General features: G+C 71.3%; 17 protein-coding genes and 1 tRNA gene. 5 read left to right on the forward strand and 13 right to left on the reverse strand.

Annotated elements, in window-relative coordinates; translation table 11 throughout:
* Window positions 1–105 precede the first annotated feature (105 nt).
* Window positions 106–1,302, reverse strand: coding sequence for an acetate/propionate family kinase (locus tag Q7F20_RS10840; protein WP_305740101.1), 1,197 nt, complete (start codon window positions 1,300–1,302; stop codon window positions 106–108).
* Between the two features lie 85 nt (window positions 1,303–1,387).
* Window positions 1,388–3,496 (reverse strand): phosphate acetyltransferase, encoded by a 2,109-nt coding sequence (pta, locus tag Q7F20_RS10845; protein ID WP_305740102.1) that lies wholly within the window; start codon window positions 3,494–3,496, stop codon window positions 1,388–1,390.
* A 122-nt stretch (window positions 3,497–3,618) separates the two neighbouring features.
* Between pta and Q7F20_RS10850 the strand changes: the two genes are divergently transcribed.
* Window positions 3,619–3,706: transfer RNA gene (locus tag Q7F20_RS10850), tRNA-Ser, on the forward strand.
* A gap of 280 nt (window positions 3,707–3,986) precedes the next feature.
* Window positions 3,987–4,628: a hypothetical protein gene (locus tag Q7F20_RS10855; protein ID WP_305740103.1), complete on the forward strand. Its 642-nt coding sequence runs from the start codon at window positions 3,987–3,989 to the stop codon at window positions 4,626–4,628.
* Between the two features lie 95 nt (window positions 4,629–4,723).
* Here the strand turns inward: Q7F20_RS10855 and Q7F20_RS10860 are convergent, their stop codons facing one another.
* Both Q7F20_RS10860 and Q7F20_RS10865 read right to left on the reverse strand, forming a co-directional pair.
* A complete protein-coding gene (locus tag Q7F20_RS10860) occupies window positions 4,724–6,778 on the reverse strand; it encodes a helicase HerA-like domain-containing protein (protein ID WP_305740104.1) in 2,055 nt (684 codons plus the stop codon).
* Between the two features lie 61 nt (window positions 6,779–6,839).
* A complete protein-coding gene (locus Q7F20_RS10865) occupies window positions 6,840–8,096 on the reverse strand; it encodes a multidrug effflux MFS transporter (protein WP_305740105.1) in 1,257 nt (418 codons plus the stop codon).
* A 270-nt stretch (window positions 8,097–8,366) separates the two neighbouring features.
* On the opposite strand from Q7F20_RS10865, the gene Q7F20_RS10870 reads away from it, so the two are divergent.
* Window positions 8,367–8,948: a TetR/AcrR family transcriptional regulator gene (locus Q7F20_RS10870; RefSeq protein WP_305740106.1), complete on the forward strand. Its 582-nt coding sequence runs from the start codon at window positions 8,367–8,369 to the stop codon at window positions 8,946–8,948.
* A 19-nt stretch (window positions 8,949–8,967) separates the two neighbouring features.
* Here Q7F20_RS10870 and Q7F20_RS10875 read toward each other — a convergent pair whose 3' ends face one another.
* The 7 genes from Q7F20_RS10875 to Q7F20_RS10905 form a co-directional block, all read right to left on the reverse strand.
* Window positions 8,968–9,513 carry a substrate-binding domain-containing protein gene (locus Q7F20_RS10875; protein ID WP_305740107.1) on the reverse strand — a complete coding sequence of 182 codons (546 nt, stop codon included), beginning with the start codon at window positions 9,511–9,513 and terminating at the stop codon, window positions 8,968–8,970.
* Window positions 9,514–9,523: 10 nt separating this feature from the next.
* Window positions 9,524–10,912: an MFS transporter gene (locus tag Q7F20_RS10880; RefSeq protein WP_305740108.1), complete on the reverse strand. Its 1,389-nt coding sequence runs from the start codon at window positions 10,910–10,912 to the stop codon at window positions 9,524–9,526.
* A 54-nt stretch (window positions 10,913–10,966) separates the two neighbouring features.
* Window positions 10,967–12,112: a cystathionine gamma-synthase gene (locus tag Q7F20_RS10885; RefSeq protein WP_305740109.1), complete on the reverse strand. Its 1,146-nt coding sequence runs from the start codon at window positions 12,110–12,112 to the stop codon at window positions 10,967–10,969.
* Window positions 12,113–12,126: 14 nt separating this feature from the next.
* Entirely contained in the window at window positions 12,127–13,491 is a 1,365-nt protein-coding gene (locus Q7F20_RS10890; protein ID WP_305740110.1) for a cystathionine beta-synthase, read from the reverse strand.
* Window positions 13,492–13,501: 10 nt separating this feature from the next.
* Complete coding sequence (locus Q7F20_RS10895; protein ID WP_305740111.1) at window positions 13,502–14,956, reverse strand: mechanosensitive ion channel family protein; 1,455 nt, start codon at window positions 14,954–14,956, stop codon at window positions 13,502–13,504.
* A complete protein-coding gene (locus Q7F20_RS10900) occupies window positions 14,953–17,166 on the reverse strand; it encodes an adenylate/guanylate cyclase domain-containing protein (RefSeq protein ID WP_305740112.1) in 2,214 nt (737 codons plus the stop codon). Before Q7F20_RS10900 ends, Q7F20_RS10895 begins: the two co-directional genes overlap by 4 nt.
* A gap of 239 nt (window positions 17,167–17,405) precedes the next feature.
* Window positions 17,406–19,280, reverse strand: coding sequence for an ABC transporter ATP-binding protein (locus tag Q7F20_RS10905; protein WP_305740117.1), 1,875 nt, complete (start codon window positions 19,278–19,280; stop codon window positions 17,406–17,408).
* Between the two features lie 136 nt (window positions 19,281–19,416).
* Here Q7F20_RS10905 and Q7F20_RS10910 point away from each other — a divergent pair, with 136 nt between their 5' ends.
* On the forward strand, window positions 19,417–20,841 hold the full coding sequence (locus tag Q7F20_RS10910; RefSeq protein ID WP_305740113.1) for an amino acid permease: 1,425 nt from the start codon (window positions 19,417–19,419) through the stop codon (window positions 20,839–20,841).
* Between the two features lie 204 nt (window positions 20,842–21,045).
* On the forward strand, window positions 21,046–21,972 hold the full coding sequence (locus Q7F20_RS10915) for a hypothetical protein (protein ID WP_305740114.1): 927 nt from the start codon (window positions 21,046–21,048) through the stop codon (window positions 21,970–21,972).
* A 188-nt stretch (window positions 21,973–22,160) separates the two neighbouring features.
* On the opposite strand, the gene rplL is transcribed toward Q7F20_RS10915, so the two are convergent.
* Together rplL and rplJ are read right to left on the reverse strand one after the other, a co-directional pair.
* Complete coding sequence (gene rplL / locus Q7F20_RS10920) at window positions 22,161–22,544, reverse strand: 50S ribosomal protein L7/L12 (protein WP_305740115.1); 384 nt, start codon at window positions 22,542–22,544, stop codon at window positions 22,161–22,163.
* A 51-nt stretch (window positions 22,545–22,595) separates the two neighbouring features.
* Window positions 22,596–23,111, reverse strand: a complete 516-nt coding sequence (rplJ, locus tag Q7F20_RS10925) for a 50S ribosomal protein L10 (protein WP_305740116.1) — start codon at window positions 23,109–23,111, stop codon at window positions 22,596–22,598.
* Window positions 23,112–23,485: the final 374 nt, after the last annotated feature.

Here is a 23,485-nt window from a genome sequence, read left to right on the forward strand (position 1 = left end):
GCGCCCCGGTGAGGCGGGGCGCGACGACCGCACCGGGGCGCGGAGCGACGGCAGGCCGCACCGCGCGCACCAGCGCGCACCAGCGCGCGCCGCACCCCCGGCGCGCTACAGCGCGACCGCAGCCGACTGCCGGGCGATCTCCAGTTCCTCGTTCGTCGGGATGACGAGCACCGCGACACGCGAGCCGTCCGTGGAGATGCGCCGAGCCTCTCGCGAGGCCAACTCGTTGCGGTCCGCGTCGATCTCGATGCCGAGGTGCTCGAGCCCGGCGAGCACCCTCCGGCGCAGCAGCGCGTTGTTCTCGCCGACCCCCGCGGTGAAGACCACCGCGTCGAGCCCGCCGAGCTGTGCCGTGTACGCGCCCACGTACCGGCGGATCCGGTGCCGGTACACGGCGAGCGCCGCCTCGGCCTCCTCGTCGCCGCCCAGCGCCGCGTCCTGCACGTCGCGCATGTCGCCGTTGCCGGTGAGGCCGAGCAGCCCGGACTCCTTGTTGAGCATGGTGTCGAGCTCGTCGAACGAGAGCCCGGCCTCGCGGTGGAGGTGGATGAGCACCGCCGGGTCGAGGTCCCCGGAGCGCGTGCCCATCACGAGGCCCTCGAGCGGTGTGAGTCCCATCGAGGTCTCGATCGACCTCCCACCGTCGATCGCCGCGGCGGACGCCCCGTTGCCGAGGTGCAGCACGATCGTCTTCAGTTCGGTGAGCGGACGCCCCAGGAACTCGGCGGCCTGCTCGGACACGTACTTGTGGCTCGTCCCGTGCATGCCGTAGCGACGGATCGCGTACTTCGCGGCGAGGTCGGCCGGGATCGCGTACGTGTAGGCGTGCGGCGGCATCGTCTGGTGGAACGCGGTGTCGAACACGGCGACCTGCGGCACGTCGGAGAAGACCTGCTTCGCGGCGCGGATCCCCTCGAGGTTCGCCGGGTTGTGCAGCGGCGCGAGGCTCGACAGGTCCTCGATCTGCTGCTCGACCTCGTCCGTCACGACGGTGGCGCGGTCGAAGGTGGTGCCGCCGTGCACGACGCGGTGGCCGACGACCGCAGGCGGGTACTCGTCGAACGAGGGGCCCACCTTCGCGAAGGCGTCGATCATCGCCTGGAAGCCGGCCGCGTGGTCGGCGACCGGGCTCGAGTCGTTCGACGAGGACTCCCCCGTGAGCGCGTTCGTGTGCTTCCACGCTCCCGTCGACTCGCCGATGCGTTCGACGAGCCCGGAGGCGAGCGTCCGCTCCCCCTCGAGCTCGATGAGCTGGTACTTGAACGAACTCGATCCGGAGTTCACGACGAGGGCTGCGGTCACGGGATGGGTCACTTTCTCGGTCGGACGGGAGGCACGGGGCGGGTCGGTCGGTCGGCGTGCGTCGGGCGCGGTGCGGGTTCGCCGCTCAGCTCGCGTCGGACGCGGTGCCGGCCTGGATCGCGGTGATGGCGACGGTGTTGACGATGTCGCCGACGAGCGCACCGCGGGAGAGGTCGTTGATCGGCTTGCGGAGCCCCTGCAGGACCGGGCCGATCGCGACGGCACCGGCCGAGCGCTGCACGGCCTTGTACGTGTTGTTGCCCGTGTTGAGGTCGGGGAAGATGAACACCGTCGCGCGGCCGGCGACGGGCGAGTCCGGCATCTTCGTCGACGCGACCGTCGGGTCGGCCGCGGCGTCGTACTGGATCGGCCCCTCGACGAGCAGGTCCGGGCGGCGCTCCCGCACGAAGGCGGTGCCGGCGCGGACCTTGTCGACGTCCGCTCCGGAGCCGCTGTCGCCCGTGGAGTAGCTGAGCATCGCCACGCGTGGGTCGATCCCGAACTGCGTGGCGGTCTCCGCCGACGAGATCGCGATGTCCGCGAGCTGCTCGCTGGTCGGGTCCGGGATGACCGCGCAGTCGCCGTAGACCAGGACCCGGTCGGCGAGCGCCATCAGGAAGACGCTCGAGACGATCGACGTGTCCGGGCGGGTCTTGATGATCTCGAACGACGGCCGGATGGTGTGCGCCGTGGTGTGCTTCGCTCCGGAGACCATGCCGTCGGCGAGCCCGAGCTGCACCATCATCGTGCCGAAGTAGGACACGTCGGTCACGGTGTCGCGGGCGAGCTCGATCGACATGCCCTTGTGGGCTCGGAGCCGGGTGTACTCCTCGGCGAAGCGCTCGCGGAGCTCGGGGTCGAACGGGGACACGAGCTGTGCGGCGTCGAGGTCGAGGCCGAGCTCGGTCGCCCGCGTGCGGATCGCCGCGGGGTCGCCGAGGATCGTGAGCTCGCACACCTGGCGCTGCAGGAGCGTCGACGCGGCGCGGAGGATGCGGTCGTCCTCGCCCTCGGGCAGGACGATGCGCTTGCCGTACCCGCGGGCCCGGTCGAGCAGTCCGTGCTCGAACATGAGCGGCGTCACGACCCCTGAGGGCGTGAGCTGCAGACGGTCGCGCAGGGCGTCGGCGTCGACGTGCTGCTCGAACAGGGCGAGCGCGAGGTCGGCCTTGCGGGGCGAGTCCGCCGCGAGCCGTCCGCGGGTCTGGGTGATCCGGAGGGCGGTGTCGTAGGTGCCGAGGTCGTTCTGCGCGATCGGCAGCGAGCTCGACAACCCCTCGAGCAGCCGGGAGATCTGCGGTGCGGTCTCGAACCCGCCGTTGAGGATGACGCCGGCGAGGCTCGGGAACGTCTCGGACTGGTTCGCGAGGAGCGTCGCGATGAGCACGTCGCTGCGGTCCCCCGGGACGACGACGATCCCGCCCTCGATCAGCCGGGGCAGCACGTTCTCCATGCTCATGCCGGCGACGACGGTGCCGAGGGCCTCGCGGTCGAGCAGCGCTTCGTCGCCGCGCACCAGGGTCGCACCGGTGGCCTCGAGCAGGGCACGGACGGTCGGGGCGACGAGGACGCGGTCCTCGGGGATGGCCCACACGGGCAGGTCGGGGTGGTCGTCGCTCACGGCCCGCTGGACGCTCGACACGACCGACGTCAGCGCGTCCGGGTCGGCGCGGTTCACCACGATGCCGAACAGCTGCGCGTGCGCGGCGCGGAGCTCGCTCGTCGTGACGTCGGCGACCTGCGCCATGTCCTCGGGGGTGCGGGCACCGCGTTCGGCGGCGTCGCGGCCGCCGAGCACGAGCAGCACCGGCGCACCGAGGTTGACCGCGACCTTGGCGTTGAACGACAGCTCGGTCGGGCTGCCGACGTCGGTGTAGTCGGAGCCGAGCACCACGACCGCGTCGCACTGCCGCTCGACCTGGGCGAAGCGGGTGACGATCGTCGCGAGGGCGGCGTCCGGGTCGGCGTGGACGTCGTCGTAGGTGACACCGACCGCGTCGTCGTAGGAGATGCCGACCGCGGTGTGCTGCAGCAGGAGCTCGAGCACGTAGTCCGGTTCGTCGACCGAGCGGGCGACCGGCCGGAACACCCCGACCCGTCCCACCGATCGTGCGAGGGTCTCGAGCACACCGAGGGCGACGGTGCTCTTGCCCGTGTGTCCTTCTGCTGACGTGATGTAGATGCGGGTCGACACGCGTCCAGGGTAGTCGTGCGACATGTCAGGACATCTGGGAGGTTCCGGGCCCACCCGACACGCGGTCGTGAGCACCCTCGGGAACCTGTACCATTGGGTGTCGCCGTCGGAAGACGGCGCCAGGAGAATTCGCCTAGTGGCCTATGGCGCACGCTTGGAAAGCGTGTTGGGTGCAAGCCCTCGGGGGTTCGAATCCCCCATTCTCCGCCATCGCGAACAGAGCGCGTGACCCTCCCGGTCACGCGCTCTGCTCGTTTCGGCCGGAGTCGGTCCCCCACCCGACGGACCACACCGCACCCCGTTCGCCATGGACTGGCCGGAAATGGATGTCGAGGGGTGGAACGGGCTGTCCCCGCTGCCCCTCGGTCGTCTAGACTTCCCGGACGGACGACCCCGGAACGGGTCGGACACGGTGCACGGAGCGGCAGGGGCGTCGCTCCCCGGGCGGGCGTCGAACGCGGCCCGGGCACCCGAGGGACGAGGAGTCCACGTGGGGGACCTGACGGCACCGGCAGCTGCTCGGCCGAGCGCGACCGCCTACGACGTGGTGCTCCGTCCGCGTCGCTCGCTCGTGCGCTCGACGATCATGAGCGTCGTGTTCTCGGCGGTCCCCCTCGCCGTCGCCCTCGTCTGGGTCTCCCTCCCGATGCGCCTCTGGCCGATCGTCGCGGGTGCGGTCATCGTGCTCGCAGCCGCCGTCGCGGTGGTGTTCGTGCGGCTCGGAACCGCGTTCATCGGCATCGACCCCGTGGCGATCACCGTGCGTGGCGTCCTCACGCCGAACCGTCGGGTGGACCGCGACCGCGTCCACAGCCTCGTCCTCGCCACGACGTACGGCAGCGCGGTCGAGCGCACCACGCGCGAGCTCATCGCCCTCGACGACGCCGGAGCCCACCTGTTCCGCCTCCGTGCCGACACCTGGAGCGACGCCGGCATCGACAGCATCGTGGACGCCCTCGGCGTGCAGGTCACCGACGAGACCCGGCCGATGTCGATCCGCGAGTTCGTGCGGCGGTACCCGGCGAGCCGGTCCTGGTACGAGCACCGACGGGCGTACGTCGTGGTCGGCACGGTGGCGGTCCTCGCGGTCGCAGCGCTGCTCGTGGTCGAAACCACCGGCCTCCTGGGCTGATCGCCCGACGACGCCGACCGTCCGACGACGCCGACCGTCCGACGACGCCGACCGTCCGACGACGCTGATCGTCCGGCGAGGCCGGACGCGTCCGTTCAGCGACGGCGGCGCAGGGTCGAGAAGATCCCCTGCACGACCTCCTTGGCGATCGTCCTGCCCAGCCCGGACCCGAGCAGGTCCGACAGCGGATCGTCCGCCTTCCGTGATGCCGTCGTCCGGGTGCTCGTCCGCTTCGTCCGCCGAGCCTCGGCCGCCCGTTCGGCACGCTCGAACTCACGCTGCGCCCGCTCGTACTCCTTCTGCGCCGTCGCACGTTCCCGCGCCTCGGCCTTCTCCTTCGCCGCGGCCTCCTTCGCGGCGGCGGCAGCGGCACGGGCCGCCTCCTTCTCCGCCTCGGCAGCCGCGGTCGCCGCGGCCTTCTCGGCGTCGGCGGCAGCCGCGTCCGCTGCTGCCGCCTCCATCCGCCGGGCGAGCATCTCGTACGCCGAGTCGGGATCGAGCCTGGTGCCGTAGGTGGCCAGGAGCGGTGAGGCCTGCACCCGCGCCGCCATCTCGGCCGCGGGCATCGGGTCCATCGAGCCCTCGGGGGCGCGCAGCCGGGTCCACGCCACCGGCGTCGGCGCACCCTTCTCGTTCATCACGGTGACGATCGCCTCACCGGTGGCGAGCGACGTGAGGACCTCACCGAGGTCGTAGTCGCTCGTCGGGTACGTCGACACCGTCGCCCGCAGCGCCTTCGCGTCGTCGGGGGTGTGCGCTCGCAGCTGGTGCTGTATCCGCGAGCCGAGCTGCGCGAGCACGTCGTTCGGGACGTCCTTCGGGGTCTGCGTGACGAAGAAGATCCCGACGCCCTTCGAGCGGATGAGCCGGACCGTGCGGACGATCTGCTCGAGGAAGTCCGCCGACGCCCCGCTGAACAGCAGGTGCGCCTCGTCGAAGAAGAACACGAGCTTCGGCTTGTCCTGGTCGCCCACCTCCGGGAGCTCGTTGAAGAGGTCGGCGAGGAGCCACATCAGGAACGTCGAGAAGACCTCGGGCTGGTCCTGCACGCCCGGGACCTCGAGCAGGCTGACGATCCCCCGACCGTCGGCCGCGGTGCGGAGGAACACGGTCGTGTCGATCTCCGTCTCGCCGAAGAACTGGTCGGCTCCCTTGTCGGCGAAGGTGATCAGCTCGCGCAGGATCACCCCGGCGGTCTGCTTCGACAGCCCGCCGAGTTCGGCGAGCTCCGCCTTGCCCTCGTCGCTCACGAGGAAGGTCAGCACACTCCGCAGGTCGGACAGGTCGACGAGCGGCAGCCCGGCCCGCTCCGCGTAGTGGAACACGAGGCCGAGCGAGGACTCCTGCGTGTCGTTCAGCCCGAGCACCTTCGACAGCAGGAGCGGCCCGAACCCGGACACCGTCGCGCGGATCGGCACGCCCGTCCCCTGTCCGCCGAGGGAGTAGAGCTCCGCCTCGCTCGCCACGCCGCGCCACTCCTGTCCGATGCCGGCGGTGCGCGCGAGGAGCTTGTCGTTCGGCGTGCCCGCGACCGCCAGGCCGGACAGGTCGCCCTTGATGTCCGCGGCGAAGACGGGCACCCCGCTCGCGGCGATCTGCTCGGCGAGGACCTGCAGCGTCCGGGTCTTGCCCGTCCCGGTCGCGCCCGCGACGAGGCCGTGTCGGTTGAGCATGCCGAGCGGGATCCGGACCTGCACGTCGGGCACCGCCCGGCCGTTCACGAGCGCACCGAGCTGCAGGGCGCTGCCCGCGACCTCGTAGCCCGCGCGGATCGCGGCGACCGCGTCGGCGCCGAGCGGTCCGTCGGTCGCGGTCGTCGCCGACGGCTCGGGAGGCACGGTGCCGGTCGTCGACGGCGGCTCGCCCGCCGGGGTGGTGGCGTCCACCGCCGGGGCCGGGGACCCGACGACCGCCGGCTCCGCGTCGGGGGCGAGCCGCGCCTCCTGGCCCGCCGGAGACGGGGAGTCCACCACAGCCGGCTCCGCGTCGGGGTCGAGCCGCCTCTGCTGGCCTTCCGGAGCCTGCGCTGCCACCGCGGCCGCGAGTTCCTCGGCCCGCTGCACCGCCTCGTCAGCGAGGCGCCGGGCCTCGTCAGCCGCCTGCTTCGCTGCCTCGGCCGCTGCCCGTGCCTGCGCCACCGCGTCGCTCATGGCCTCAGCATACGAACGGGCGGACGGTCCTGTCCGGCGCCTCCGTGGGGCCCTCCGACGGTCAGTGCGTGAGCGCCGGGACCGTCCTCGGTCGGACGACCGCCCACAGCAGCACGATCGCGACCGCCGACGTGCACGCCATCACCGCCGCCATCGGCGTCGCAGTCGTGATGCCGATCCAGCCCACGACGGGCGAGATGATGCCCGCCACGCCGAAGTTGAGCGCGCCGAGGAGCGAGGCGGCGGTGCCGGCCTCCTTGCCGTGCGCGGCGAGCCCGATCACCTGGACGAGCGGGAACGAGAACCCGCACGCGGCGATGAAGAACCAGAGCGGGACGAGGACCCCGACGAGCCCGGCGCCGAGCTGGTCGAGCACCATGATCGCGACGGCGGCGAGGAACAGCGTCCCAGTCGAGCACGCGAGGATCCACTGCGGTCCGATCCGCTGCGCGAGCCGCGCGGAGACCTGCACGCCGACGACGACGCCGACCGAGTTCACCGCGAAGAGCAGGCCGTACTGCTGCGCGTCGAGGCCGTACAGGCCCTGGAACAGGAACGGCGATGCGCTGAGGTACGAGAAGAGTCCGCTGAAGACCATCGCCCCGATGAGCGCGACGCCGACGAAGACGCGATCGGAGAACAGCGCCCGGTACCGCTGCCCGATCGTGGAGTGCCCGGCCTCGTGGCGTCGGGCCGGCGGGAGCGTCTCGACGATGAGCAGGACCGCTGCGAGCACGACGGCGGCGCCGTAGCAGGCGAGGAAGACGAAGATGCCGTGCCAGCTGACGAACCGGAGCATCTGCGAACCGATGAGCGGCGCGAGGATCGGCGCGAGCCCGTTCACCATCGCCAGACGGGACAGCATCCGCACCAGCGGTTTGCCGCCGAACAGGTCGCGGACGGTCGCCATCGCGACGACTCCACCGGCCGCGGCGCCCATGCCCTGCAGGACGCGGAAGAGCGCGAGGACCTCGACGTTCGGTGCGAGTGCGGCCCCGAGCGACGCGGCGACGTGCAGGCTCGTCGCGACGATGAGCGGGAGCCGGCGGCCCACCTTGTCGCTCCAGGGACCGACGAGCAGCTGCCCGGCCGCGAAACCGAGCGTCGTCGCCGTCAGGGTGAGCTGCACCGCCCCGTCGGTGATGCCGAAGTCGTCCTTGAGCGACGGGAACGCCGGCAGGTAGAGGTCGATGGTGAACGGCCCGAGCGCGGTGAGGGCGCCCAGGACGAAGACGTAGACGAGTCGCTGGCCGCGGGAGAGCGAGTCTCCGGGGTGCAGGACGACGCGGAGCGAACCGGTGGTGGCGGGCGCGGTCACGAGCAGGAGTCCTTCGACGGTGAGGGGAGGGGGAGGTGATCGCGGAGTCGATCGAATCGATTCGTCCGCGGAACCATCCTACGGCTCCCACGAGCGTCGCCGCAGCAGTCCCGGGCGTTCGCCCGCGTGTTGCCACGGCTCCCACCCGTTCCGACGCGGGGCATGCGGTAGCGTCGGACTGCTCGTCGCCGTTCGACCGCGGTGGACGTCGTCGCGCCCGTTCCGCCGGATCACCAGCGGGACGAGACCGGATCAGAAGGGGGTGGCGTCATGGTGGACGCCCGCATCCTGCACACGACCGCCGCCCTGCGCGAGGCGATCCTTCGACTCGCCGCAGACCGGCCGGTGTCCGAGATCACGGTCGCCGACGTCACGCGGGCGGCCGGCATCAACCGCGCCACGTTCTACTCGCACGCCGTCTCCCCCGGCTCGCTGCTCGCCGACGTCCTCACGCCGGAACTCGACCGCATCCGCGAGGACGACGCCGAGATCCGCCGCACGGCCTTCGCCCGAGGCGCCGGAGCCGACGAGTTCGCGACGATCACCCGGCGCGGCATCAACGCCGTCGTCGAGCACGTCGTCGCGCACCGTGACATCTACGGCAAGGCGCTGCCGGACCCGAACGACGCGTCGCTGCACCGGCTCCTCGTGGAGCACTTCACGGTGTCGAGCGAGCAGCACATCCGGACGCTCGAGCGGGAGCACCGGCCGGAACTCCTCGACGACGTCGCCGCCGGGTTCGTGGCGCAGGGCTTCGTCGGTGCGATCGAGGCCTGGCTCGCCGGACCGCGACGCTCCCGGAAGGCGCTCGTCGACACCATCGTGCTGTCGTTCCCGTCGTGGTGGCGCTGACGACCGGCCCGGGTGGCCGTCAGTCGGTCGTGGGCTTCTCCCCGCGCTGCAGCGACCGGACCACGTCGACGGCACCGCTGACGAGGTCGGCCCGGTCGTCTCCGGCCGGCACCCGGTAGTCGGCCGACACCCCGTCGCCGCCCGTGCCGCTCGTCGGCAGCGGGTCGCCGAGCGACACCACCACGACCCCGGCATCGTGTGCGGTCTGGATCACGCCGGTGAGCGCCGATGCGTCGACCGCCCGGACGAGCAACGCCTTCGCGCCCGTGCGGACGAGCTGGTCGACCGCGGTGCGCTGCGCGGCGGCGGACCCGTCGGTCGGCGCGACACGGACGTCCGGAGCGAAGCCGGCGTCGCGGAGCCCGGCGCGCAGGTCGGCGCCGAGCGCGTCCTGCCCGGGTTCGAGGACCACGCCGATGACCGCGTGCTGGTCGAACCCGCCGTCGGAGCTGGTCAGGTCCGTGCTCTGCACGGGCGTGGGCGCGGCCGACGTCGTGCCCTGGCAGCCGGCCAGGGCGAGGGCCGCCCCGACGACGACGGTGGCGGTGAGGACGCGGAGGAGCACGACCGCCACGCTACCCGCCCACCGGGACCGCCGACGCTGCCGTCACCGGGCCGAGCCGACGCACCGCGGCGACGGCGAGGACCGCGATCACGGTCATGCCGGCGAACACGAGCGGGAACGACACGGTCGCACCGGCGCCGCCCGTCCCGGTGAACAGCAGTCCGGTGACGGCGAGTCCGATCACGCTGCCCGAGGCGTCGGCGATGGTCAGGGCCGAGCTCGCGAACCCGTCGTCGCCCTCGCCGGAGAAGCGGAGCGTGAGCATGGAGGTGCGGGGGTAGATCGCCCCCATGCCCGCACCGCCGACGAACCAGCCGACGACGAGCAGCCACCACGGCAGGCCGAAGGCGGCGACCGACAGTGCCGTGAGCAGACTGACGAGGACGAGGGCGAGACCGATCGAGAAGGTCCGGTGTGCGGTGAGCCGCTCCTCGCCGAGCCGTCCGTGCAGCCAGCTCGACCCGGCCCAGCTGAGCGCCGCGACCGTCAGCGCGAGCCCCGCTGCCGAGGCGGACAGGCCGTCCTTCGCCTGCAGGAGGAACGGCACGTACGCCTCGCTGCCGAAGAACGACGCGGCGACGAGACCCCGCAGCAGGATCACCGACGGCAGCCCGGGGGCGGCACGGAAGGTGCCGACCGGCAGCAGCGGGCGGAGCGCGGTCCACGTCCCGACGAGACCGACGAGCACGGCGGCCACCCCTGCCCACGCCCCGAGGTCCGGGGCGACGTTGAGGAGCAGGATCGCGACGGCGGCCGCGATCGACCAGCCGATCCGGGATCGCTGCCACGCCGGACGGAGCTCGGGTGCGGGTGGGTGCAGCCGGCCGAGGGTCGGGACGAGCAGCGAGAACGCGCCGACCGCGATGACGAGGGCACCGGCGAACACCCAGTGCCAGTTCCAGACGTCGGTGACGATGCCCGCGAGCGCCGGACCGACGAGCGCCGGCACCACCCACGCGGCGGCGAACCCGGCGAACACCGGGCCGTGCAGGTCGGCGGGGAAGATCCGGGCGACGAGCACGTAGAGCACGACGTCGATCGCGCCGGCGCCGAAGCCCTCGACGAGTCGGCCGACGAGGAAGACCTCCATCGTCGGGGCCAGCATGACGACGGCGGTGCCGAGGGCGAAGAGTCCGGCGGACACCCACGCCACGATGCGGCCGCCGGCACGGTCGGTCCAGTTGCCCGCGAGGACCATGCCCGGCACCCCGGCGGCGAGCGGCGCGGCGAACGCCAGCGCGTAGAGGGTCTCGCCGTCGAGGTCGCGGCTGATCTCCGGCATGACCGTGGTCATCGCCAGGTTCTGGAACGCGGCCACCGCGACGATCGCGACCATGCCGACGGTGGCGAGGGCGTAGGGCCCGCTGAACAGACTGGTCCTCGTCGCCGCGGTGCTCACCCGATCATCGTAGGGCCGCCCGCTGACGCACGGGCCGCCGCCGACCGGGGCGGGTCAGCGAGCGAGCGCCTGCTGCAGGTCCGCCACCAGGTCGCCGGCGTCCTCGATGCCGACGGACAGGCGCACGACGTTCTCCGGCACGGCCAGTTCCGTCCCCTTCACCGACGCGTGCGTCATCTCGGACGGGTACCCGATCAGCGACTCGACCCCGCCGAGGGACTCGGCGAGCGCGAAGACCTCGGTCGATTCCGCGAAGCGCCGCGCCGCCTCGGGCCCACCGCTCAGCGCGACCGACAGCATGCCCCCGAAGCCGCGCATCTGACGGGCCGCGACGTCGTGCCCGGGGTGCTCGGTGAGGCCCGGGTAGTAGACGCGCTCGACACCGGGCGCCCCGACGAGCGCCTCGGCCACGGCCTGGGCGTTCCGCGAGTGCCGCTCCATCCGGACCGCGAGCGTCTTGATGCCGCGCGTGGTGAGGAACGCGTCGAACGGCGACGAGATCGCGCCGGCGCCGAACTGCAGGAACTGCACCTTCGCGGCGAGTTCGTCGTCGGCGAGGACGACCGCGCCGCCGACGACGTCGGAGTGGCCGCCGAGGTACTTGGTCGTCGAGTACACGACGACGTCGGCGCCGAGCGACAGCGGCTGCTGCAGGTACGGCGACGCGAAGGTGTTGTCGACGACGACGACGGCACCGGCCGCGTGGCCGATCTCGGCGAGTGCGGCGATGTCCGCGATCTTCATGAGCGGGTTCGTCGGGGTCTCGACCCAGAGGACCGTCTGCGCCGGGGCCCCGTCGAGTGCGGCGCGGACACGGTCGGTGTCGCTCATGTCGACGACGACGAGCTCGACGCCCCACGGCACGTGCAGTCGGCTGACCAGGCGGTGGGTCCCGCCGTAGACGTCGTTGCCCATCACCACGCGGGCCCCGGGGACGAGCGTCGCGCGCAGCAGCGCGTCCTCGGCGGCAAGCCCGGACGCGAAGGAGTACGCCGCCACGCCGCCGTCGAGGTCCGCCAACAGGGTCTGCAGCGAGTCGCGCGTCGGGTTGCCGGCGCGCGAGTACTCGTAGCCGTTCCGCATGCCGCCGACGCCGTCCTGCACGTACGTCGACGTGAGGTGGATCGGCGGGATCACGGCTCCGGTGGGGCCGTCGGGCTCCTGGCCGGCGTGGACGGCGCGGGTGCTGAACTCGGTCATGCTGCTGCGGTTCCTTACTCGGACAGGTAGGTCAGGAGGTCGTGGCGGGTCAGGACGGTGACGGGCTTGCCGTCCTCGACGACGAGGAGCGCGTCGACGGTCTCGAGCGCTCGCCGTGCCGCCGAGACGGACTCGCCGACGCCGATGAGCGGGAGCGGGGCCCCCACGAACGCGGACAGCGCGTCCGCCATCTTCGCGGCGCCGGTGAAGACCTGCTCAAGGAGGTCCTTCTCCGCCACCGCGCCGACGACCTCGCCGATGACGACGGGCGGCTCGGCGCTGAGCACCGGCATCTGGGAGACGCCGTACTTCGTCATGATGTCGACGACCTCGCGCACGGTGTCCGCCGGGTGGGCGTGGACGAGGTCGGGCAACCTGCCGTCCTTGCCCGCGATGAGCGCCCCGACGGTCCGCTCGTCCTCGGTCTCGGCGAAGCCGTAGGAGCGCATCCACCGGTCGTTGAAGATCTTGCCGAGGTAGCCGCGGCCGCCGTCCGGCAGGAGCACCACCACCACGTCGTCCTCGGTGAGGTCACGGGCGGCGCGGAGCGCGGCGACGACCGCCATGCCGCTCGATCCGCCGACGAGCAGACCCTCTTCACGGGCGAGCCGACGGGTCATGGCGAACGAGTCGGCGTCGGACACGGCGATGATCTCGTCGGGCACACCGGCGTCGTAGGCGTCGGGCCAGAAGTCCTCGCCCACGCCCTCGACCAGGTACGGGCGACCGGTGCCGCCCGAGTACACGGAGCCCTCGGGGTCGGCGCCGACGATGCGGACGCGGCCGTCGCTCGCTTCCTTGAGGAACCGCCCGGTGCCGGAGATCGTGCCACCGGTCCCGACGCCCGCGACGAAGTGGGTGACGCGCTGCTCAGTGTCGCGCCAGATCTCCGGACCGGTGGTCTCGTAGTGGCTGCGCGGACCGTTCGGGTTCGCGTACTGGTTCGGCTTGTACGCGCCGGGGATCTCGCGGACCAGGCGGTCGGACACCGAGTAGTACGACTCCGGGTGCTCCGGCGGGACGGCGGTGGGCGTCACCACGATCTCGGCGCCGTACGCGGTGAGCACGTTCCGCTTGTCCTCGCCGACCTTGTCGGGCAGGACGAACACGCAGCGGTACCCGCGCTGCTGTGCGACCAGTGCGAGGCCGACGCCGGTGTTGCCCGAGGTCGGTTCGACGATCGTGCCGCCGGGGCGCAGGTCCCCGGAGGCCTCGGCCGCGTCGATGATCCTCGTGGCGATGCGGTCCTTCGACGAGCCGCCGGGGTTCAGGTACTCGACCTTCACGAGGACGGTCGCGCGCACCCCCTCGGTCACCCGGTTGAGCTTGACGAGCGGGGTGTCGCCGACGAGGTCGACCACGGAGTTCGCGTAACGCACGTCCTCGAGTCTAGATGGCGGTCCCGGGGACGCTCCCGGACGTGACGCCCTGACGCGACTGTCCGGCGCGCGCCGCCAGCGTGTCCGCGACGTCCTGGTGCCGCCGGTCGATCACCGCTCCGATGTCACGGGCGAGCTGTGGGTTCGACCGGACGATCGTGTCGATGGCCTCGACGGGGACGACGAGCACGGCGACCTCGGTGAGCGCCACCTGGAACGTCTGGACGACCTCCCGGGTGAGCGAGGTCTGCCCGACGTAGTCGCCGGCCTCGACCCGGGTCGCGGGGAGCTGCTCGTCACCGAACGGTACGCGGAGCTCGACACTGCCGGCGAGCACGAACCGGATCGCCGTCGGGACGACGCCGGGTCGCGAGATCACCTCGCCCGCGGCGTACCGCTCGAGCGTCACGACCTGCCGGAGCGCGGTGACGTCGTCGGCGGCGAGGTAGAGGGTCGGAGCGATCGACGCGAGGGCGGCATCCCGGCGTTCGTCGGTCACGAAGTCGTCGGTGGTGTCGCCGTCCAACCCGAGGCGGGCGCGTCGAGCCGCGTACCAGAGCCACATCCGGAACTGCGCGAGTGCGGGGCCCTCCTGAGACGGGCCGCCGACCTCGAAGGACACCGCGTAGCCGGCACCGCCGGTCGGCTCTGCGGACGGGCTCGTGCCCGGCGCGAGCTGGGGCAGACCCGACGCGACCCGCTGGAGCAGGGCGACCACGGCTGCCGGAGCGTCGTCCGTCGTGAACGTGACGGCCGTCGAGACCGGGTACGTGCCTCCCGTCCGGCTGAGGTTCGTGAACGACGAGCCGGCGAGCGATCCGATCGGCGTGATGAGGATGCCGTTGCCCGTGTCGATGTGCACGGACCGCCAGTTGACCTCGACGATCCGGCCGCGTGCGCCGCCGATGTCGAGCCAGTCGCCGAGTCGGAACGGTTGCTCGAAGAGCAGGAAGAGCCCGGCGACGATCGGACCGACGGCCGTCTGCAGGGCGAGGGCGATGACGAACGACCCGACGCCGAGCGCCGTGAAGATGCCACCGATGTCGGTCCCCCACACGATGTGGAAGACGACCGCGAGGCCGATCGCCACCAGGATGACGCGGGCGATGTCGACGAAGATTCCGGGGATCTTCTCGCGCCACGAACCCTTCCGGGCGTTCGTGAACAGCAGGACGTTCATCCCGTTGAGCAGGAAGACGATCAGGAGGAAGCCGAGGACCGTCCCGATCACCTGGTTGACGACCGGACGGGACGGATCCACCGCCTCCGTGACCTGGACGCTGAGGATCAGGATCGCGATGACCGGGATGACCGCGTTCCGCAGCAGCCCCACCACCTTGTGCAGCGAGTTGCCCCGGCGCTGGAGGTTCGACTGCAGCTCGGTGAGCACGAGCAGCACGACCGGCAGTCCGACGATCACGACGATCGCGGGCCAGAACCAGGCCTCCTGCCAGAACGGGGTCACGGCTGCACCTGCTCGAGCTTCCAGATCCGCTGCGGCCCCGTCTGGGTCTGGACCTGCCCGGCGTCGACGACCCCGCTCCGGTCACCGAGCTTGTCGACCACGCGCTGTGTCGCGTACACCCCCGGCGAGGGCGCGATGCCCTGCACCCGGTAGGCGAGGTTCACGGCGTCGCCCCACATGTCGTACACCAGGCTGGCACGACCGACGAGTCCGCTGGTGACCTGTCCGGCGTCGATGCCCGCGCGGAGGCCCACCCGAGACCCGTGCTGCGCGTTGAACCGCTCGACGACGCGTTGGGACTCCTCCGCCCACTCGACCACCCGCCGCACGTTGTCCACACGCGGGACGCTCAGACCGCAGGACGCGAGGTACCCGGCCCGGGTGGTCCGGACCCGCTCGATGCCGTACCGGCCGGCCGCCTCGTCCATCGCCCGCCAGATGTCGTTCACCAGCGCGAGGCTCTCCTCGGCCGACAGTCCCCTCGCGAAGTCGTCGAAGCCGATCAGGTCCGCGTAGACGACGGCGACGTCCTGGTGTTCGGCGGCGATGGTGTCGTCGCCCTGCTTGTACCGCTTCGCGACGTCCTCCGGCATCATCGTCAGCAGCAGGGTGTCGTTCTGCCGCCGCTGCTCGTCGAGGAGGTCCTGCTTCACCTGCAGGCTCCGGCTCATGTCGTTGAAGGCGAGCCCGAGGTCCCCGATCTCGTCGCCGCCCTTCGTGGCGACCTCGACGCCGAGTTCCCCGGCGCTGACCCGGTTCACGGCCCGCTGCAGTCGACGGATCGGCCGGACGAACACCTGGGCGAGCAGGAGTGAGAGCAGCGACACGAGCACGATGATCCCGACGAGCGCGAGCGCGAGGTTCCGGGCGAAGGTGTTCACGGGCGCGAACGCCTCGGAGGTGTCCATCTGGGCGACGACCACCCACCGCAGGCCGTCGACCTCGAGTGGGGCGTACGCGGCGAGGACCTCTTTCCCCCGGTAGTCGTTCGCGATCACCGTCCCGGTCTTCCCCTGCATCGCGCGGCTCACAGGCGTCGTGTTCACCTCCTGCAGCAGCACGGATCCCTTGACCTGCACCTGGCGCTTCGCGACGGCCGGGGCTGTGCCGGCCGAGACCACGTCCCGCTCGTACTGCTCCGGGTGCTGCAACAGCTGCCGCGGGTACGACCGCATGAGGCGATCGTCACCCACGAGGTAGGACTCCCCGGTGTCCCCCAGACCGTCCGCCTTCCAGCCCTCGTTCCCGGTCATGATCGAGCTGATGAGCGCCACGGGCACCTGCACCGCCATCACGCCGATGATCTTCCCGTCATCCCCCACCGGCGACATGACCCACAGCGTCGGGACGTTCAGGCTCGGGACGTACCGCTCGAAGTCGGTCACCACGAAGCCGTCCGAACTCGTCAGCCGGAGCGCGTCGCGGTACCCCGTCGCGAGGTTCGAGTCGCGGTACGGGCCGTCGTCCAGATTCGTCCCGAGGTCCGCGCCGGAGTACGCCGAGTAGATGACGTCGCCGTCGGTGTTCATCAGGAGCAGGTCCTCGTACCCGACCGTCTCCACGGCCTGCTTGAAGTACGGCTGGTACTCGGCGTGCGTCGCCGACCACGCGCTGCCGTCACCCGCGTCGTCCTGGGCGATCGCCTCGTCGTAGTCCGTGAAGGGCGCCGTGTACCGCGCCTGCAGGTACGCCTGCGGGTCGGAGGTGGGCGTGAACTGCTGCGGGTCGGCCTTCCCCCCGGACGCCGCGTCGAGCTGCGGGACCAGCGTGTCCGAGTACCAGGAGTCGACCTTCGACCGGTCCCCGTCGGACACCGGACGGTCGCGCAGGTCCTGCCACCCCGACTCGAACCCCTTGGTCGCGCCGATCACGCTCGCGTTGCGGGTCTGCGCCACGACCGTGTCGGTGAACTGCCCGAAGGACCGTTTCAGCTCGGTGATCCGGGCCTCTCGCAGGGAGGTCACCTGGTTGAACGCGGCCGCCTGCAGGGAGGCGCGACCGTTCAGGTACCCGACCGCGCCCACCACGAGCGCGGCGACGACGCTGACGGACAGGAGCATCACGAGGAGCTTCGACTGCACGTCGAGCGACCCGCTGCTCAGCAGCGCGCGGAACCGCCCGGAGCGGCCCCGTCCGTCCTCGGCGCGCGCGGCCGGGTGCGCGACGTCGGCCGGAGGGATCGGGTCGGACGGAGACGGGGCATCGGTCACGGAGGACTCCGATCGGGCGGCACGGATCAGGGGCACTGCTCGGGTCCTGTCCAGGGCTACCACACGAGGAACCGTCGTGTCCGCTTCCGCCGGACATCCGGCGACACCTGTCGGGCGCGCCACGCGGTCCGGAGGCGGACGACACGGACGGGAGGCGCGGTGCCGGCCCGCACCGCGCCTCCCGTCCGACAGGTGGGCGCGTCGTGACGCGCGACGTTCGGTCGAGGGGTGCGAACGCGTCAGGAGGCGCCGACGGGCGCGTTCTGCTGCCGGTGGAGGGTCGCGTAGGTGCCACCGAGGTCGATCAGTTCGTCGTGCGTCCCCTGCTCGACGATCCGTCCGTGATCGAGCACGAAGATGACGTCGGCATCGCGGATCGTCGAGAGCCGGTGCGCGATCGAGATCGTCGTCCGTCCCGCCGCAGCGTTGTCGAGTGCCGTCTGCACGACCCGCTCGGAGATCGAGTCGAGGGCGCTCGTCGCCTCGTCGAGCACGAGCACCGGTGGGTCCTTGAGCAGCACCCGCGCGATGGCGATCCGCTGCTTCTCGCCGCCCGACAGCCGGTACCCGCGCTCCCCGACGACCGTCTCGTAGCCGTCCGGGAACGAGGCGATGGTCTCGTGGATGTTCGCCGCGCGCGCTGCCTGCTCGAGCTCGTCGTCGGTCGCGTCCGGCTTGGCGTACCGCAGGTTGTCGCCGATGGTGGCGTGGAACAGGTAGGTCTCCTGGCTGACGATGCCGACGTGGCGCATCAGGTCCTCGTGCGCGAGGTCGCGGACGTCCTGTCCGGCGAACCGGACCGAACCGGAGGTCGCCTCGTACAGCCGCGGCACGAGGTAGGACACGGTCGTCTTCCCCGCACCCGATGGCCCCACGAACGCGGCGAACTGGCCGGGATGGAGCTCGAACGACACTCCGCGGAGCGTCGGCTTGTCCACCTCGCCGTCGGGGTAGGTGAACGTCACGTCGTCGAACGCGACGTGGCCCACCCGGGACTCGTCGACGGGCTTCGCCGTGGGCGGGTCCGTGATCGCCGGCTTGAGGTCCAGGTACTCGAAGATGCGGGCGAACAGCGCACCCGAGGTCTGCAGGTCGAGCACCACGCGGAGCAGACCGACGGTCGGGAACAGCAGCCGGGACTGCACGGTGGTGAAGGCGACGATCGTGCCGGCCGTGATCGGCACGTCGCCGATGATGAGGTACGCCGCGACGACGTAGATGATCGCCGGGATGATCGACAGGAAGATCGACACGATCGCGAAGAACCACTGACCCGACATCTGCTGACGGACCTGCAGGCGGATCTGGTTGCGGTTCTCGTTGCCGTACCGCTGCGTCTCCGCGCGCTGCTGGTTGAAGCTCTTCGCGAGCAGGATGCCGGAGACGCTGAGCGCCTCCTGCGTGATCGCGGTCATGTCCGACAGCGACTCCTGCGTCTGCGCGGCGATCTTGGCGCGGACCTGACCGACCCGGCGCTGTGCGATCACGAGGAGGGGCAGCAGGACGACCGCGACCAGGGTCATCTGCCAGCTGAGGAGCAGCATCGCGACGACGGCGGCGATCACCGTCACCGTGTTGCCCAGGACCGACGAGATCGTGTTGTTCAGCACGCTCGCGACGCCGCCGACGTCGTTCTGCAGGCGGGACTGGATGACCCCGGTCTTCGTGCGGGTGAAGAACGCGAGCTCCATGCGCTGGAGGTGCCCGAACAGCCGCATGCGCATCGCGCCCATGACCTTGTTGCCGACGGTCGCGGTCAGGTACGTCTGCCAGACACCGATCCCCGCGCTCGCGATCCAGAGCGCCACCATGGCACCGACGAGGACGTACAGCACGGGCAGGTCCGGCCCGCCGCCGCCCTTCGGGAAGAGCCCTTCGTCGAACGCGCGCTGGGTGAGGAGCGGGGGGACGACCGAGATCGCGGCACCGACGAGCACCAGCACGACGGTCAGGACGATCGCGTTGCGGTGCGGTACGAACAGCCCGGCGATGCGCTTGAGGAGGTGCGGGATCTTCGGCGCTTCGGCGTTGGCGGCCTTCTGCGCCTCGAAGTCGCCACTGGAGATCCGGCCGCCACCGCGACCGCCGCCACCACCACGCATCCCGCCGTGCATGCTCACGATGCGTCACCCCGGTCCATGCTGCAAACCTAGCCCCGGGGTCGGACATCGGGACGCCGTGGCCCATTTGACCCCGTTCAGGGGGCATGCGACCATGTGCCGTCCCCGTCCCCGCACCACTCGAGGTCCCATGACGTCCGCGTCCACCCGCCCCACGTCCCTGCGTGCACAGCTCGCCCGACGCAAGCCGATCGAGCAGCTGCAGGCCGAGGCCTCGGCGGGGGTGGACGGTGAGCCGCTCCGACGCTCGCTCGGGGTCTGGCACCTCACGATGATCAGTGTCGGAGCCACGCTCGGCACCGGCATCCTCGTCGTCCTCGGGACCGCCGTGCCGCTCGCCGGGCCGGCGGTCTGGATCTCCTTCGTCGTCGCCGGTGTCGCCGCGTTGCTCTCGGCGCTGTCGTACGCCGAGATGGCGGGTGCCGTGCCGACGTCCGGGTCGAGCTACTCGTACACCTACGCGACCATGGGCGAGGGCATCGCCTGGGTGTGCGGGTGGTGCCTCGTGCTCGAGTACGCGGTCTCGGTGGCCGCCGTCGCGGTCGGCGCGAGCGAGTACGTCGACGAGACCCTGCGGGTGTTCGGGCTGCACCTGCCGGCCGCGCTGTCGGCTCCCCCGGGTGAGGGCGGGATGGTCAACCTGCCGGCCGCCGTCCTGGTGCTGCTCGCCACGGCGATCCTGCTCCCGGGCGCCCGGGAGAGCGCCTGGGTGAACACGCTCATGGTCATCGTGAAGATCGCCCTGCTCGTGTTCTTCGTCGTCGTCGCGTTCACGGCGTTCCGGGCGCAGAACTTCGAACCGCTCGCACCGATGGGTGCCGCCGGGGTCACCGCGGCCGCGTCCCGGCTGTTCTTCTCGTACATCGGGTTCGACGCCGCGTCGACCGCCGGCGAAGAGGCGAAGAACCCGCGTCGGGACCTCCCCCGCGCGATCATCGGGTCGATCGCCCTCATCACGGTGCTGTACATCCTCGTCGCGATCGCGGCCATCGGCGCCCGGTCGTGGACGTCGTTCTCGTCGACCGAGGCCTCGCTCGTGCGCATCGTCGTCGACGTCACCGGGCAGCCGTGGGTCGCCCTCGTGTTTTCGATCGGCGCGGTGGTCGCCATCGCGAGCGTCGTGCTCACCGTGCTCTACGGGCAGACCCGCATCCTGCTCACGATGGCCCGCGACGGACTCGTGCCGAAGGTCTTCGGGCGCGTCTCGCACCGCACCGGTACCCCGGTCTGGAACACCCTCATCATCGGGGTCGTCGTGACGATCGTCGCCGCACTGGTGCCCCTCGGGGAACTCGCGGACGCGACGAGCATCGGGACGCTCGTGGCGTTCGCCCTCGTGAACGTGTCGGTCATCGTGCTCCGTCGGACCCAGCCGTCGCTCGAGCGGTCGTACCGGGTGCCGCTGTTCCCCGTCGTGCCGATCCTCGGCGCGCTCTGCTGCGTGCTGCTCGCGGTGTTCCTGGGCGTCGGCACCTGGATCGCCTTCGGCATCTGGATGGTGGCCGGCGCCGCGCTCTACCTGGCCTACGGCCGCCGCCACAGCACGCTGCGCTGACGCGGGCGGGCGGCGCCGTGCCGCGGCGCCGCGCGGGTCGCGGGCGGACTTCACGCGCTGACCGACACTTCACGGGCGCCGCAGCCCGTGAAGTGTCGCTCAGCGCGTGAACTGCTCCGTCCACAGCCGCCGCGGCAGCGCCCGCTCGTCCACAGATGGCGACTGGTCGCTCGCGCGCCACTCGAGAACGGTCAGCCTGTGCGCATGAACTCGCCAGCACAGCGCCCCCTCCTGCTCCGAGCGACCACCGCGGACCCGTCGCACGCCCGGCTGCTCCAGCGGAGACACACGGCGGGGACGCTGGTCCGACTGCTCGCGGGTGTGTACATCTCCACCGACGACTGGGAGCGACTCGACACGGTCGGCCGCCACCTCGTCAGGGCCCGCGCAGTCGCACCACGACTGCGACAGGGATCGGTCTTCTCGCACCTCAGCGCCGCGCTCATCCACGGCTGGCCCGTGATCGGCGACGCACCGGACCGCGTGCACGTCATCGATCGGGCGGTGCCGGTCATCCAGCACCGCGCCGGACTCATCCGTCACCCGAGCGACCGAGTCCCCTGCACCCGCGCGCGCCCCTTCGAGGGTGTCCCGGTCACCTGCACATTGGACACGGCCGTGGCCGTCATCGCGACGGAGCCGGCGCACGTCGCGGCGGTCGCCCTCGACGCGGCATTGCGAGCCGGAACACTGGCACTCCCGGATCTCCAGCAGGCCGTGCCGCTGCGCCCGGCCCGAGGGTCGGTGCGCGCCGAGGCGGTACTCGCCGGACTCGACGCCCGACACGAATCGGTCGGCGAGTCGTTCACCGCGATCCGCTTCGTCGAGCTCGGGCTCCCGCCCTGTGAACCACAGGTGGAGTTCCGCCACCCGGACGGTTCGACGGATCGAGTCGACTTCTGGTTCCCGTCACTCGGTGTGGTCGTCGAGTTCGACGGTCGGCAGAAGTACGTGGACCCGACCATGCTCGACGGGCGAGCCCCCGGCGACGTGCTCTGGGCCGAGAAGCGCCGGGAGGACCGGCTCCGATCGCTCCCGGCCGTGCGCACGGTCATCCGCGTCACGTGGTGGCACCTCGTCGAGCTCGATCGCCTCCGAGCGCTGTTCCGGGCCCACGGCATCCAGATCTGACGGAGACGATCTCACGCGCTCAGCGACATCTCACGGGCGTCGGCCGGCGTGAAGTGTCGCTCAGCGCGAAAAGTCGCGCCGCCCCCGCTCCCGCGCACCCCGCTCCCGCGCACCGCCCGCGCAACTCCCCCACACACGACGAAGGCCGCCGCCCCGAGGGGGCAGCGGCCTTCGTGCGCAAGCAGTACTTACGCGAGCTCGACCGTGGCGCCGGCGGCCTCGAGGGCCTCCTTCGCCTTGTCGGCCGTCTCCTTGTTGACACCCTCGAGGATCTTGGCGTCGGCGGTCTCGACGAGCGCCTTGGCCTCACCGAGGCCGAGCGACGTCAGGCCACGGACCTCCTTGATGACCTGGATCTTCTTGTCACCGGCGGACTTGAGGACGACGTCGAACTCCGACTTCTCCTCGGCCTCCTCGGCGGGGGCAGCAGCGCCACCGGCCGCGGCGACCGCGACGGGGGCAGCAGCGGTGACCTCGAAGACCTCTTCGAACTTCTTCACGAAGTCCGAGAGCTCGATGAGCGTGAGCTCCTTGAAGGCCTCGATGAGCTCGTCCTGCGAAAGCTTCGCCATGATTTTCTCCTACTACTAGCTAATACGTGTGGTTGTGGAACGCGGGCCTGATCAGGCCGCGGACTCCTGCTTGTCGCGAAGGGCGTCCACGGTGCGGACGGCCTGCGACAGCGGGGCCTGGAACAGGTACGCAGCACCGAACAGCGAGGCCTTGAAGGCGCCGGCGAGCTTGCCGAGCAGGACTTCACGGGACTCGAGGTCGGCGAGCTTGTCCACCTCGGTCGCGGAGAGCGGGTTACCGTCGAAGTAACCACCCTTCACCACGAGCTCGGGGTTCGCCTTGGCGAATGCACGCAGCGACTTCGCGACGGCGACGGTGTCACCGTGGACGAAGGCGAGAGCGGACGGACCGGCGAGCTCGTCGTCGAACGACGAGATGCCGGCGTTGTTCGCCGCGATCTTGGTCAGCGTGTTCTTCACCACGGCGTACGTGGCGTGCTCACGGATCGAGTTGCGGAGCTCCTTGAGCTGCGCGACCGTGAGACCGCGGTACTCGGTGAGCAGAACGGCGTTCGAGCTACGGAAGGACTCCGTGAGCTCGGCGACCGCAGCTTCCTTGTTCGCCATGGTTCTCCTTGGGGTTCTTGCCGGCTAGCCCCAGGACTCCACCACATGAAAAAAGCTCCGGCGCAGAGGCTCGGAGCTGCTCCCCCGCGAACGGAAGGAGTGGTTCGGAACACCTGCGCGGGCTGCCTCATGAGTGAGGACCTTCGGTCGTGCTGCACGCAGCACGACAACCGGCGGTCTTTGGCTTCGAGAACTGTAGCACGGCACGACGGTCACGACCAACCACCGGTCGGGAGGCGCGGTGCGGGGGCGACCCGCGCCTCCCGTCCGTCAGTCGGTCGCGGACGGGACCGGAGTCGCCGACCAGTCGTCCGTCGCGTCCGGCCGGTCGGCCGACGCCGCGGACGAGCCGGGCGAGGGCGCCGCGGACGAGC

This window comes from Curtobacterium sp. A7_M15 (assembly GCF_030705415.1).
Taxonomy (GTDB): domain Bacteria; phylum Actinomycetota; class Actinomycetes; order Actinomycetales; family Microbacteriaceae; genus Curtobacterium.